Here is a 13,068-nt window from a genome sequence, read left to right as displayed (position 1 = left end):
TTTCTAAGGCCAATACTTCAAGGGCTATGGAAGTGCTATTTTTTTAAGTCCCCCTTACAGGGTAATGTTTATTTAAGAATTGCTCATATTCTGACGATAAGCAAGCCGCAAATGTCAGGTTATGACTAAAATCTTGGCAGCTTCTTTTTAAGCCCCTTTAGGGGTTTGGGGTTTTTAAGTCTTCCTTTCAGGGGAGATACAGGGGGATGTTTATTTAAGAATTGCTCATATTCTGACGATAAGCAAGCCGCAAATGTCAGGCTATGACTAGAATCTTAGCAGCTCCTTTTAAGCCCCTTTAGGGGTTTGGGGTTTTTAAGTCTCCCCTTCAGGGGAGATTTAGAGGGGTGTTAAACAAGCCAATACAAATCCTCATGTGCTAAATTGTTATTATGCGGATCTATTCTAGATTATCAGAGGTTCCTATTTTACTTCATTACATAATATTGTTTAGTATACTTTTTTGTTATTTTAGACGATCTGCATAAGAAATAGGCAATCCAATTCGCTATGCAGAATACAAAATCACACACAACATTGTTTTAATCTATTATGAAGAAGCTCTTACTATTGTTACTGCTTGTTGGTTTCCATTTTGTGTCTTACAATCAAGTTATCATTAAGGGAACAATATTCGAAAAGAAGACCAATGAGAAAGTTTGTTTTGCAACAATCTATTTCAACGGAACATTTGTTGGTACTAGCTCCGATAAAAATGGGGACTTTAGTTTAAACATCCCGCACAATACGTGCATGCCTTTAACAATTAGCGCTATCGGATACTATTCTGTTACCTTGCCAAAATTCGATGTCGATAAACCCATAATCGTTCACTTAAAACCCAAAGCATATAAAATGCGAGAACTTAAGGTATTCGATAAATCTCTTGTGTCGCAACGAAAAGCAAATCTAAAAGTGTTTAAAAGGATATTTTTGGGTAGAACGGTTAATGCAATGCATTGTGAAATTACGAACGAACAAGACATAAGCTTTAACTATGGCAGCGATCGGGATACATTAAAAGCCTTTGCCTCAAAACCAATTCTTATTAGCAACAGTGCTTTAGGTTACAAGATCACTTACTCTCTCAATAAATTTGAATATTATCGAAAAAGCGCTTCGTTCACTTTTCATGGAAATATTTTCTTTAATGAAGATATGGCTTGTAATGCAGCAGATAAACAGATGTATAAATCAAAAAGAGAAAGTACTTATTTAGGATCACGAATGCATTTCTTAAGAGCACTATGGGCAAATGATTTATTGTCAGCCGGATTTTCATTGAGGAATTTAACAAATGATAATCTCAAGAGTCAAGATGTGATAATTCAAGAAGCTTGTAATTTGTCAAGTGCCGATCGTAGCAACAAAAAATACCTTACTTACCCAACTAATCTTACCGTGATGTATCAATCAAATTCGAGTGAAATTATTCTTCGCAAGCCAAAAGTATTTTTTAACGAAGTAGGCTTTGTAGAATTAGACATCAGCTGGGAAGGTGAGATGGTAACAAGACGTATGGGCGACATGTTGCCTTACGAGTATGATGTAAATGAGTAAGAAGCCGCAGCAAATGCTATGCCTTTGCTGCTAGGCATTTGCTTCCCATCTACACAACAAAATTAGCAAAGACTACTACACTTAACCTATAACTGCCACAAACCCTTACGGCTATTCAATAGTGCTTTCTGCTGTCGTACGATTATAGATCACAGGCATTTTTCCTTTCCAAATAGCCCATGTATTTTCATCGGTAATTAAATCAGCCATAAAGTGACCAACGTTTATTCGACTTGTTTGCCCCGCATTAAAAATTGCACTTCTCGTGGGTGAAGGATGAATCTCGTATGGACTAACATTTTCATGATCAACCAAACCATCCGGACGAACAGCAGCCCATTCTATTGCTTTATTGTTCTGTCCAATCTGTGTTCGTAAATAATCGGCAGCCTGCTCATTGTCAACATGCGGAGGTAACAAAAGGCGAAGAAGGCCAATTACACACTTCTGCCCAAAAGAGATTGCTTCCTCTAAATCTCGATTTCTATTGCCAGTTGTGTTCATCAGCACAAATTTAATGGGCTTTCCCGATCCGTTTGCCTTTACAGCCTGGCACAACCTGCGTGTTGCATCGGTAACCAACCTACGAGGCTTTCCATAAATACCTTTCCAAGTCAGGTTATGCCCCAAACAGGAAGCAAGCGCATCGCAAGTGCTTACGAACTGTTCCAAATCGGCATCGCTAAGCTCAGATATAGCCGCTTCTTTTACACTTAAGTTTTCCTGATTTTTCAAAAAATCCGGCAGGCTATCAGCCGACCGCACAAGAATTCTAACCTGATGTCCATCATCAAGCAATTGCTTAACCAATAGTCTCCCTGTTGCTCCACTTGCTCCAAACACTGCTATTTTCATCATCTATCTTTAAAAAAAAATGGATTTTATTTCTGTTTTATAAAGCTAATTCCATTCAAGTTACACTTTCTGATTTAGGAATTATAAAGTTTGCTAACCAAACTTTTATAGGTTTGCCCAATGGGAATTTCATGCTCCTGAATAGTAAGTCGGTTGCCCTCAATAAATTTAATTTTATCCGTTGCCACGATAAAAGATTTGTGAACCCGCAAAAACTGATCGCTAGGCAGCAATTCTTCTAATGCTGAAATCTTCTGATTGCTCAGGATCATCTCATCCTGTAAATAAACTTTCGTATAATGTCCATAAGCTTCCACAAACAAAATATGATCCCATTGTATCTGATGGAATTTTTTATCTCCCTTTAAAAAGAGCGTAGACTTTGTATTGGCAACAGGAGAAACGGGTGCTGCAGCTTGCGACGTCGTTTTACTAAGGGCCTTGTTCACCGCTTTTACAAAACGATCAAATGCAAAAGGCTTCAACAAATAATCGGCAACATCCAAGTCGTAACTTTCCAGGGCAAACTCGGCATAAGCAGTTGTCACAATTATTTTTGGCGGATTAGATAGTGTTCTTAAAAAATCGAAGCCTGAAAGTTTGGGCATGTTCAAATCGAGAAACAAAAGATCAACATCCTGTTCGTTTAAAAGCTGCATGGCTTCAAAAGCATTGTAGCAATTACCCTTCTTCTCCAAATGCGGCAAATCGGCACAATATTTTTCGATTATCCGATGCGCAATGGGCTCATCATCTATAATAACATATCTAATCATAGCTTTTGTAGTTCTAATCTAATTTTGAAATTGGTTTTCCCTTTTTCAATGCTTAGTTGGTGTTGGTTTGGATAGATCAATTGCAAGCGTTTCTTCAAATTGTCCAATCCAATGCCAATTGTGGCTGCCTTTTTTGTTTGCTCATAGTTGTTCTCAATCTGAAAGATAAGGCTGTCCTTTGTACTTTTCAAATCAATATGAACATAGGCCTCATTGGTTAAACTCTCAACCCCATGCTTAAAGGCATTTTCTAGCAGAATGATAAAAAGAAGGGGAGCAATTTTCAGATCTGTCGCGATTTCCTTATCAAAACGAATATCCACTTGTTTTTGGTACCTGATTTTGTGCAGGGAAATGTAATTTTCCAGATAACTCACCTCATCCTTCAAGGCTACACGATCTTCTTTGCCCTTGTAAATGGTATAGCGCAACATATCCGATAGTTTCAACACAACTTCGGGCGCTTCTTCGGCTTTCTCTACCGTTAGGCCATAAAGGTTGTTCAGGGTATTAAAAAGAAAATGTGGGTTAACCTGATTTTTCAACAACTCTAATTCGGCTTTCCCTTTTTCATTTTTAAGCTGCTCCATTCCTTTCCATTGCTGATAAGTCCACAAATAAATAATGATAAAGAAGGGAGAGAGTAAAAGAATAAAAATTTCTTTCTGTTGCTGAAAATAGAGCGAACTATCATCGGTAAAAACCCTCAGGTAAATGAAATAAGCAAGTACCAAGCCGTAGAACACAAGAAGGGCATATTTGTACTTGAAAAGAATCTTTGGCGCTAGCATCAGCAAGCTTAGTGCTCCCAAAACAACAATCAGAACGATCGTTACCGGATTGTCCTCAATGCTCATGTAATTATCAATCATGAGAATCGCCACAAATAAAACAAACAAGCCAAATACTTTCAATACAAAGGCTTTGTTCGCAATAATATAAGGCGCTTTGTAAATCAGGATGCTGATAAGCGAACACAAAAGACCAAAGGCCATCGCATTTGCCAAGATTTCAGTTTTATCGATCAGGATCGCATCAAAAGTGTCGAGTAAAAAGACTAGTAAGGCACTAGCAAGGAAGCCGAAAACAATGCTTTTGTATTTTCTGAGAAATGATATCATAGGGTCAAATTAAAGCTATTTACTGCTCATTTAATAACAATTTGAATGTACTGGCCAATTTTCTACACGAACACATCCTTTTTCTGCACAAGTGGCATTTGAGTGGAATAAAATACTGTGTGTATGCCCTTAAGCTACGTTTGTGTATAAACTTAGGAGCACTAGAAACAGAGCCTTAGGTTTACAGGAAAATAAAGATAAACCAAAAACCGGAAAGAATGAAAACACAGATAAAAGCACTACTGATACTATTGATGATGGGACTTTCGAGCAGCTCCATTGCACAAAACAAGCCTGTAGAACTAAAGAAAACAGAAATTGTAAAGGTTATTGGAACTGTTGAAAAGCAGTTGCTAGAACGATATGTCGATTTGGATGTGGCAAAGAAGATGTCGGCAGCCATTAAAAGCAATTTAGCATCGGGAAATTACGATGCAATTACCAATTCGAAAGCTTTTGCGCAGAAATTAACTCGAGATCTTCAAGCCATTAGCAAAGACAAGCATTTGAAGTTAAATTTTGAACCCCGACGAATTGCCAACAGCAAAAGAATCCTTAGCTCGGCCGATAGTGTAAAGCAGGCGAATAAAATGCATAAAGGCATGCAGCGTTCCAACTATGGTTTGCAAGTTGCTAAGGTAATCGAAGGGAATATTGGCTACCTAAACATTAAGTATTTTGCCGATGCAGCCATTGCAAAGGAAACTTATCAGGCAGCACTTGCGTTTCTTAGCAATACCAATGCCTTGATTATCGATTTAAGAGAGAATGGGGGAGGCCAGCCGTCTACTGTGAAGCTATTGAGTAGTTATTTCTTTGAACAACATGAAGTGCTCTTAAATACCTTCTATTCTCGATTCAATAAAGAGACCGAAGAGTTCAGAACAGAAAAAGAGATCGATGGCAAACGACTACCCAATATGAAACTCTTTATCCTGACAAGTGAGAAAACATTTTCGGCAGCCGAAGCTTTCGCTTACAACCTAAAACATTTAAATCGAGCCGTGATTATTGGGGAAACAACACGAGGCGGAGCGAACAGAACCAAACGCATGCCAATTAATCAGAACTTTAGCATTTCAGTTCCTTACATCCAAGCAATTCACCCAGTCAGTAAAAGCAATTGGGAAGGCGTGGGTGTTATTCCCAACATCGAAACCACATCAAAAGAGGCGTTTGCATTGGCCTATGTCGAAGCAATCAATCAAACAATGGGAAATCACCCAGCAAAAAATACGATCTTGAATCGTGCGGGTTATTCTTTTCTAAACAGCAATGCCTTTTCCGATGCAATTGGTATTTTAAAGGCTAATGCAGAATTGCATCCTACCGATGCCAATGCGTGGGATAGTTTGGGCGAAGCCTACCTAAAAACTGGCGATAAAGAAAATGCCTTGCAATTCTATAAAAAAGCTTTGGCCATAGATCCAACATTGCCTTCAGCATTAGAGGTGGTAAACAAATTGGAAACGAAAAATCAGTAAAGCATGAAAAAGAAATACAAGATACTCGGACTTTTATTCATTGGTTTGCTAGCACTGGTTTATCAACAATTGTTCCATCAAGCAAAGCTTGTGGATGCTGCTTACCTAACGCTTAATCAGGAATTCACAGCACATAACAATGAGGTCTGGGAGGTAAAGTTTGGTCCCAATGATTCACTCATGCTAAGTGGTGGAATTGATGAGAATGCTAAAATTTGGTCGAGACATGATGGGAAGGTAATCCACAACTTAAAACATCCATACGGCACTCCATCCATGGATTTCAGCCCCGATGGCAAAATGGTTTGTACAGGTTCTTACGATGGAAAAGCAAGAATATGGGATGTACAGTCGGGGAAATTGCTGCAGGTGCTAGAGGGAAATGAAGGAACCTTATGGTCGGTAACTTATCACCCTTCTGGGGATTTAATTGCTGCAGGAGGCAATGACAATAAAGTAACCATTTGGGATGCGATTACAGGCGAAATTGTTAAAGAATTTCACGAATCGGAGCATGATGTTTGGGAAGTTGTCTTTAATCCTACTGGAGAACTTTTGATTAGTGCAGGTAATGATGATTTTATCCGAGTTTATGAAGTTGAATCGGGCAAGTTACTACATGCCATTGAGGCGCATACTCAAAGCATTCTAAGTTTAGCATTTAGTCCAGATGGGAGCATGTTAGCAAGCGGTGCCGACGATAAAAAAGTGAAGATTTGGGATACCATGAACTGGGATTTACTGCATACGCTTAAAGGTGAAAACCAGGCACTCCACTCAGTCGTCTTTATCGATAACAATCGACTTGTAGCAGGAGGGACCGATAAGAAAATGCTCGGGGAAGTATTGGAATATCATTTTGGCTACAAAGACAGTGTAAAAAATATTGTAGCTACGCTTTGGGATATCAAAAGCGAAACCATTCTGCAAACCATCACCCAACACAATGATGATTTGGCCTTAGGCTGCGATATCAGTTCCAATGGAAAGTGGTATGCAACTGCCAGTAGCGATCATACCGTTAAAATATGGGCTGTTGAGTAAGGTTGCGAAGAACAATAGCCGAAATAGAATGTTATTTCTAGGTTAATTATTCTTTTTAAGACTAATTATAAATAATAAGTTATATTTTTAATGCTTTAAATAAAATAAAAGCAACAACATGAAAAGAAATAGAATCCTAAATACAATATTGGTCGTAGCATGCTGCGTGTTTGTTGCCTGTTCAAGTGACAGCAACAATCCAGATCCGGAAGAAGAGTTATACATTGCCATTCCCGATGCTGATTTTGAAACGAAACTAATTGAACAAGGCATAGATTCGGATGGAGTTCTGAATAAAAAAATACTGAAATCAGATGCTGAGAAAATAACTCGCTTAGATTTAAACCTGACAACTAATTTTGGGAAAATTGCTGACTTAACAGGAATTGAAGGTTTTGTGAACCTAAAACTTTTGTCCGCAGCTAACCAAGAAATAGAAGACATTGATTTAAGTGCTAATACCTTATTGGATACGATTTACCTTATAGGAAATAGGCTCACCAGTATCGATCTTAGTAAGAACACCAATTTGATTTTTGTTGATTTGCAGTCGAATCTACTTACTTCAATTAGTGGAATATCAGAATTGTCGCAACTAAAAAAGTTGGATGTTTCATGGAATAATTTCGAACAATTGACTGTTGAAAATGAATCGATAGAAGTTTTAAATGCCGGCCTAAATTTATTAACCTCTTTAAATGTAGAAGGTTCTGTTAGTTTAAAATACTTATTGCTTTCAACCAATAAACTTGCGACAATAGATTTGAGTTCCAACGCATTATTGGAAATATTGTTGATTTCTGATAATAAACTCCAAACGATTAATCTTGAAAATAATGGCAAGCTAACGCACTTATACATATCGAGTAATTTACTTTCCGATCTTGATCTGACTCATAATCTCGATCTGGTGGAGATAAAGGTGGACCGAAATGAATCGCTTAGCTGTATTAAAATTCTGAGTGGTCAGACTATTCCAAGTGTATCCTTATCAGATTATCAGGATTTAAAAACAGTTTGTAATTAATTGTTTTTGTTGTTTCAGTGACTATAAATTAATCAATACAACCCCCAATAGAATGAAATTAAACACAGTTCTTGGCCAGCTACGTATCCTGGCTATTTTAGAAGGCATCTCGTTCCTTTTATTAATTCCAACCATTATTCTAAAGTATGGGTTTGAGATGGGCTTACCCAATAAGATCGTAGGGAGCCTTCACGGTATATTATTCATATTTTATTGCATTTGGGTGATCTATTATGCCATGAAAAAGAAGTGGCGTCTTATGAAAACACTCATTTGTTTGGCAGCATCTTTACTTCCCATTGCGACATTCATTGTAGACCAAAGAATTCTTAAAGTGGAAGATGAAGGTGAATTACAAGCCTCTGCGAACAACTAGTTATATCAAGTTATAATACTCTTAAAGCCATTCTCATAGGAGATTGGCTTTTTTTATTCAGATACTAAAGTATTTATCTATATTGTTAGATGTTTTATAAAATTATAAATCTTTACTAAATAATATTCTTAACTTGTGTAAATCACTTTGAAATCAAATAGATATGAAGCCTAATGAAAAGGAAAGTAAAACAGATACAGAAATCAATAGTCTTGAGAGTAATTTCAAAGGTATTATCGATTCTTCATTTGTAATTTTTCAGGTTATTAAGCTCATCTATGATAAAAATGGCAAGGCTATTGATTTTACGCATTTGGCTGTAAATACTGCTTTTGAAAAATGGGCAAACAAGAAGAAATCGGAATTAATTGGTAAGCGTGGCAGGGAAGTTTTTGGAGTTATTGAAGATTACTGGTTTAAGATTTATGAAAGAGTTGATAAAACGGGAGAACCAGCTAGTTATGAAAATTACAGTAAAGAGTTTGATGAGTATTACAACATTAATGCCTGGAAGGTAAGTGATGAAAAAATAGCAGTTGTACTAACTGATATTACCGATCGTAAACAGATAGAAGTTAAATTACGAGACAGTCAAAACCATTTGTCAGCGATTTTTAATAACACAAAAGATTCGCAGCTTCTGTCTAAATATCTTGGACACAATAAATTTGAAGTTGTTGCAGCAAATAATTCGTACATCGATAAAATTAATCAGTTCGGATTAAAGCTTACGGAAAAAGATTTGGTTGGGAAGAGTCTACAAGATTTAATTACAGAAGTGCTTTGTCTTGATCAGAATGTCTTCGATTATACAATTAATTATTACCAGCAAGCAATTGATAGTCAAAAACAGATTGTTTATACCGAAAGCATAGCACTTAACGAGAAGCCATATCACTCCAAAACTTTCTATATCCCAATATTTAGTTCTGAAGATGGGGAAAGTTATGTGCTTTACAATTCGCATGATATTACAAAGGAGCAAGAAATGATTGGAAAGCTGCAAAGTAGCGAAGAACGATTCGCTTTGGCCGTAAAAGGTTCAAATGATGCCATTTGGGATTGGGATGATTTGGCAAGTGATGAATATTATTGGTCCGATCGTTTGTATGAAATTTTAGGTTATAAACCTGATGAGGTGGAAGCTCGAATTTCAAATTGGGTCAAGTGGATGCATCCTGATGATTCTAATAAGGTTACGGAGGTCTTGCAAAACCACTTTGAAAAGAATCTTCCTTATCAAGTTGAATTTCGAATGAAAAAGAAGAGTGGAGACTATGTTTGGTTATTTGCTCGAGGGGAATCTGTTCGAGATAAAGATGGAAAACCGATTCGCGTGGCTGGATCAGTATCCGACATTTCTGATAGAAAAAAAGCTGAGTTAATACTGCAAGAGCAAGCAGAAGAGATTTCTAATCAAAACGAAGAATTGAATCAAACCAATAAGCAATTAACAAATGCAAAAGACCAGGCAGAAGAAAGTGATCGCTTAAAATCTGCTTTCCTAGCCAATATGAGTCACGAAATTCGAACACCAATGAATGGTATTTTGGGTTTTGCAGAATTGCTTAAAACACCAAAGCTTAAAGCGGATAAGAAAAAACGATACATCGATATCATTGAGAAAAGTGGTGAGCGGATGCTAAATATCATCAACGATATTATCGACATTTCAAAAATCGAATCTGGTTTAATGGAATTAGAGATTGGTGATGCAAACATCAATGAACAAATTGAATACATCTATACCTTTTTTAAGCCCGAAGTCGAAGAGAAGGGAATGTTACTTAGCTTTAACAATACATTGAACTCAAAAGATTCAATTGTAAAAACAGATCGAGAGAAGGTTTTTGCCATTTTAACCAACTTGGTTAAAAATGCAATAAAATATTCCAATAATGGATCGATAGAATTGGGTTATCATCGAAAGAATGACATGCTGGAATTCTATGTGAAAGACACAGGTATTGGAATTCCGAAAGATCGGGAAAAAGCTATTTTTGAAAGGTTTATTCAAGCAGACATTGAAGATGAAATGGCGCGACAGGGCGTTGGACTTGGTTTGGCCATCTCCAAATCGTATGTGGAAATGCTCGGTGGTAACATTTGGGTTGAAAGTAAAGAAGATATAGGTTCTACATTCTATTTTACCTTACCCTATAAACCAAAAGAGTAAATAAAGATTTGAAATATTTGTTCGTTCCTATGCGATTGATTAGTTTTGTCTTAGCAATCTAAAATTATGGCAAGAAAGAAGCAATATATAGAATCGGAAGTGATTGAAAAAGCAATGCACTTGTTCTGGCAAAAAGGCTACGAGTCGACCTCGGTTCGCATGCTCGAAAAGGAAATGGGCATCAATCAATTTTCCATGTATTCTAGCTTTGGCAGTAAACAAGGCGTATTTCTTGAAAGCGTGAAGTGCTACAAGTCAAAATTACAATGTATTGTAGATAAGTTAAAAGCTGATCCGAATGGCATCGAAGGAGTGAAAGAATACTTTTACGACTTTATTCGGTTCTCGAAAGAAAAAGAAGATGCTAAAGGTTGCTTAATTGTGAGTACAATTAGTGAATTTGGAAAAGACCTCGACCCTATAGTGATGTCGGAGATTGTTATCTTTACGGATAAGCTGAAAGAAATTTTCAAAGAAAAATTGGCATTCGATAAGCAAAAAGATGCCAGGAAAATAGCCAAACAAGCCAATTATTTAATGATTTCGTTAAAAGGATTAGCGGTTGCTTCAAAAGTGAGCAGTCAGAGCGATATGGAAGACTTTATTGAAGTAACTTTTGAAAAACTGTAAGGGAATTGACGAAAATAGAAGAGATAAAATAGCAATGCTGACGGTTTGGTCAGCATTTTTTTTGTTTTACTATTTGCTTATACCGATGGTTTAGGCCAATGCTTTGGAGGATCAGTTTTTTGTCTTTATTTTAGCTCAATTGCAAACCCATTTATCGAATCTTATGGAAGAATTCATCAAGAAATATAACTTCAAAGACGGGCTTAATCACGAATTTGAAATACTCGATTTGGCTACAATTCTGAGCGAGAAGAAAGATATGATGACCATTCCTCATAGGGCTCAGTTTTACCATATTGTTTGGATTGAGAAAGGAGAAGGAACCCACTTTGTTGATTTTAAGCCTATCGAAATTGAACACAACTCTATTATTTTCGTTCCTCACAACAGCATTAATACTTTTGATAGCAAGGGGCATTACGAAGGAAAAGCCATTCTTTTTACCGATGGTTTCTTTTGCAAGAACAAAGAGGACATTCAATATTTGCAGTCAAGTATTTTATTTAGCGATTTGTATGATATTGGTATCCTAAAATTGGATCCAAACCTTTCCGATTTAAATGTGATTTTTAACAGCATGCAAACCGAATTTCTGCGCAGCCCAGATTCAGGTCAATTTCAAATCCTGCATAATTTGTTGCACGTTTTCTTATTAAAAGGCGAAAGGGAATTGAAAAAGCAAGGCTTTGAAGAACTAAAGCCAAGTGCTCATTTAGATTATCTTCTTCTGTTTAAAAATCAGCTAGAGCAGAATTTTAGAGCTGAAAAATCCGTAAAGAAATATGCAGCAGAAATAAGTATCTCGGAGAAGCAGCTGCACAAAGCAAGCACTTCCTTATTAGATAAAACACCCAAGCAATTGATAGATGAACGAGTACTGCTAGAAGCAAAACGTTTGTTGGTGCATGGCAACCAAAGCATAAAAGAAATTGCCTACGAGCTTGGATACGAAGAGCCAACCAATTTTATAAAATACTTTAGAAAGCACACCGATTCTACGCCTTCAGAATTCAGAGAACAGTCTTAAGCAAGCATTATTTCCTCCTAAGGAGTAAAAGTATCATATAAGGGCGTATTATTACCTTTATGAGCCTTCCTTTTCGTCTCATCTTTGCATTGTAATTAAAACTAAAACAATGCGAAAATTATTTATCATTACAGTATTAACAATGGCTTCATTTATTTCGTGTGAGGCTGATAATAATGAGATTAAAATGAAATTATCGAACAAAGGCAAAGTCGTAGCACTATTAAAAAGTATTGAAACAGGAGCAACAGAACCTATAGGCTATATCAATCCTAATAAGTATATCCAGCACAATCAAGCGGTTGGAGATGGCTTAGCTGGCTTTGGCGCTTTATTGCAACAGCTCCCTAAAGGAAGTGCAAAAGTAAATACCCTACGTGTATTTGGTGATGGCAACTTCGTTATTGCACATACCGATTATAACTTCTTCGGTCCAAAAATTGGAATCGATATTTTTAGATTTGAGGATGGATTGATTGTTGAACATTGGGATAATTTACAAGAGAAAGTTACTGAAACTGCATCTGGACGAAGTCAAATTGATGGTCCCGTAGAAATTAAAGACCTTGATAAAACAGAAGAAAATAAAATTTTAGTAACCAAGCTAATCAATGATATTTTTCTGGGAGCCAACCCAGATAAAATCACTGATTATATTTCAACAGAGCAATATGATCAGCATAACCCCGGGGTAAAAGATGGATTAGCAGGATTGGGTGAAGCCTTAGCTGCACTTGCAGAGGCTGGTATGCCAATGATTTATGAAAAGAATCATATTATCTTAGGTGAAGGAAACTTTGTTTTATCGGTATCTGAAGGAATCTTTTTAAAAGAAAAGGTGGCATTCTATGATATTTTCAGAATTGAAAACGGTAGAGTTGTTGAGCATTGGGACACTATAGAGAAGTTAATTCCGGAGTCAGAAGCTAAAAATAATAATGGGAAGTTTAATTTCTAAAAATTACCAAAGTAGTTTAAAATATAATTCGCTA

Annotated in this window: 12 protein-coding genes; 9 read left to right on the top strand and 3 right to left on the bottom strand. The window is 36.6% G+C overall.

Translation table 11 applies throughout. From position 1 onward, the window contains the following. The first annotated feature begins 552 nt into the window (after positions 1 to 552). Positions 553 to 1,560 carry a carboxypeptidase-like regulatory domain-containing protein gene (locus tag L3049_RS11700; protein WP_275109994.1) on the top strand — a complete coding sequence of 336 codons (1,008 nt, stop codon included), beginning with the start codon at positions 553 to 555 and terminating at the stop codon, positions 1,558 to 1,560. A 111-nt stretch (positions 1,561 to 1,671) separates the two neighbouring features. Here L3049_RS11700 and L3049_RS11695 read toward each other — a convergent pair whose 3' ends face one another. The 3 genes from L3049_RS11695 to L3049_RS11685 all read right to left on the bottom strand — a co-directional run bounded on the left by L3049_RS11695 (position 1,672) and on the right by L3049_RS11685 (position 4,312). After that, positions 1,672 to 2,415 (bottom strand): NAD(P)-dependent oxidoreductase, encoded by a 744-nt coding sequence (locus tag L3049_RS11695; protein ID WP_275109993.1) that lies wholly within the window; start codon positions 2,413 to 2,415, stop codon positions 1,672 to 1,674. A gap of 74 nt (positions 2,416 to 2,489) precedes the next feature. Then, positions 2,490 to 3,191, bottom strand: a complete 702-nt coding sequence (locus L3049_RS11690; RefSeq protein ID WP_275109992.1) for a LytR/AlgR family response regulator transcription factor — start codon at positions 3,189 to 3,191, stop codon at positions 2,490 to 2,492. Then, positions 3,188 to 4,312: a sensor histidine kinase gene (locus L3049_RS11685; protein WP_275109991.1), complete on the bottom strand. Its 1,125-nt coding sequence runs from the start codon at positions 4,310 to 4,312 to the stop codon at positions 3,188 to 3,190. The genes L3049_RS11690 and L3049_RS11685 overlap by 4 nt, the downstream gene beginning before the upstream one ends. Before the next feature lie 218 nt (positions 4,313 to 4,530). On the opposite strand from L3049_RS11685, the gene L3049_RS11680 reads away from it, so the two are divergent. The 8 genes from L3049_RS11680 to L3049_RS11645 all read left to right on the top strand — a co-directional run bounded on the left by L3049_RS11680 (position 4,531) and on the right by L3049_RS11645 (position 13,034). Continuing rightward, positions 4,531 to 5,796 (top strand): S41 family peptidase, encoded by a 1,266-nt coding sequence (locus tag L3049_RS11680; RefSeq protein WP_275109990.1) that lies wholly within the window; start codon positions 4,531 to 4,533, stop codon positions 5,794 to 5,796. 3 nt (positions 5,797 to 5,799) lie between these two features. Next, positions 5,800 to 6,840: a WD40 repeat domain-containing protein gene (locus tag L3049_RS11675; protein WP_275109989.1), complete on the top strand. Its 1,041-nt coding sequence runs from the start codon at positions 5,800 to 5,802 to the stop codon at positions 6,838 to 6,840. Positions 6,841 to 6,958: 118 nt separating this feature from the next. After that, positions 6,959 to 7,867, top strand: coding sequence for a leucine-rich repeat domain-containing protein (locus L3049_RS11670; RefSeq protein ID WP_275109988.1), 909 nt, complete (start codon positions 6,959 to 6,961; stop codon positions 7,865 to 7,867). 52 nt (positions 7,868 to 7,919) lie between these two features. Beyond that, the gene (locus tag L3049_RS11665) at positions 7,920 to 8,243 is read left to right on the top strand and encodes a DUF3817 domain-containing protein (RefSeq protein WP_275109987.1); all 324 of its coding nucleotides are present in this window, start codon (positions 7,920 to 7,922) and stop codon (positions 8,241 to 8,243) included. Positions 8,244 to 8,406: 163 nt separating this feature from the next. Beyond that, positions 8,407 to 10,419: a sensor histidine kinase gene (locus L3049_RS11660; RefSeq protein WP_275109986.1), complete on the top strand. Its 2,013-nt coding sequence runs from the start codon at positions 8,407 to 8,409 to the stop codon at positions 10,417 to 10,419. 66 nt (positions 10,420 to 10,485) lie between these two features. Further along, on the top strand, positions 10,486 to 11,049 hold the full coding sequence (locus L3049_RS11655; RefSeq protein ID WP_275109985.1) for a TetR/AcrR family transcriptional regulator: 564 nt from the start codon (positions 10,486 to 10,488) through the stop codon (positions 11,047 to 11,049). Between the two features lie 163 nt (positions 11,050 to 11,212). After that, positions 11,213 to 12,076 (top strand): helix-turn-helix domain-containing protein, encoded by an 864-nt coding sequence (locus L3049_RS11650; protein ID WP_275109984.1) that lies wholly within the window; start codon positions 11,213 to 11,215, stop codon positions 12,074 to 12,076. 109 nt (positions 12,077 to 12,185) lie between these two features. Beyond that, complete coding sequence (locus L3049_RS11645) at positions 12,186 to 13,034, top strand: nuclear transport factor 2 family protein (protein WP_275109983.1); 849 nt, start codon at positions 12,186 to 12,188, stop codon at positions 13,032 to 13,034. The last annotated feature ends 34 nt before the right edge of the window (positions 13,035 to 13,068 follow it).

Origin of the sequence: Labilibaculum sp. DW002 (assembly GCF_029029525.1) — a bacterium.
GTDB classification, from domain to species: Bacteria; Bacteroidota; Bacteroidia; order Bacteroidales; family Marinifilaceae; genus Paralabilibaculum; species Paralabilibaculum antarcticum.
This window is presented reverse-complemented; position numbering and strand designations above follow the sequence as displayed.

Bases quoted from the DNA above. Each gene is read 5' to 3' on its own strand.
- L3049_RS11695 (WP_275109993.1), bottom strand. From the start codon at position 2,415: ATGAAAATAGCAGTGTTTGGAGCAAGTGGAGCAACAGGGAGACTATTG.
- L3049_RS11650 (WP_275109984.1), top strand. From the start codon at position 11,213: ATGGAAGAATTCATCAAGAAATATAACTTCAAAGACGGGCTTAATCAC.
- L3049_RS11660 (WP_275109986.1), top strand. From the start codon at position 8,407: ATGAAGCCTAATGAAAAGGAAAGTAAAACAGATACAGAAATCAATAGT.
- L3049_RS11670 (WP_275109988.1), top strand. From the start codon at position 6,959: ATGAAAAGAAATAGAATCCTAAATACAATATTGGTCGTAGCATGCTGC.
- L3049_RS11680 (WP_275109990.1), top strand. From the start codon at position 4,531: ATGAAAACACAGATAAAAGCACTACTGATACTATTGATGATGGGACTT.
- L3049_RS11665 (WP_275109987.1), top strand. From the start codon at position 7,920: ATGAAATTAAACACAGTTCTTGGCCAGCTACGTATCCTGGCTATTTTA.
- L3049_RS11690 (WP_275109992.1), bottom strand. From the start codon at position 3,191: ATGATTAGATATGTTATTATAGATGATGAGCCCATTGCGCATCGGATA.
- L3049_RS11675 (WP_275109989.1), top strand. From the start codon at position 5,800: ATGAAAAAGAAATACAAGATACTCGGACTTTTATTCATTGGTTTGCTA.
- L3049_RS11700 (WP_275109994.1), top strand. From the start codon at position 553: ATGAAGAAGCTCTTACTATTGTTACTGCTTGTTGGTTTCCATTTTGTG.
- L3049_RS11685 (WP_275109991.1), bottom strand. From the start codon at position 4,312: ATGATATCATTTCTCAGAAAATACAAAAGCATTGTTTTCGGCTTCCTT.
- L3049_RS11645 (WP_275109983.1), top strand. From the start codon at position 12,186: ATGCGAAAATTATTTATCATTACAGTATTAACAATGGCTTCATTTATT.
- L3049_RS11655 (WP_275109985.1), top strand. From the start codon at position 10,486: ATGGCAAGAAAGAAGCAATATATAGAATCGGAAGTGATTGAAAAAGCA.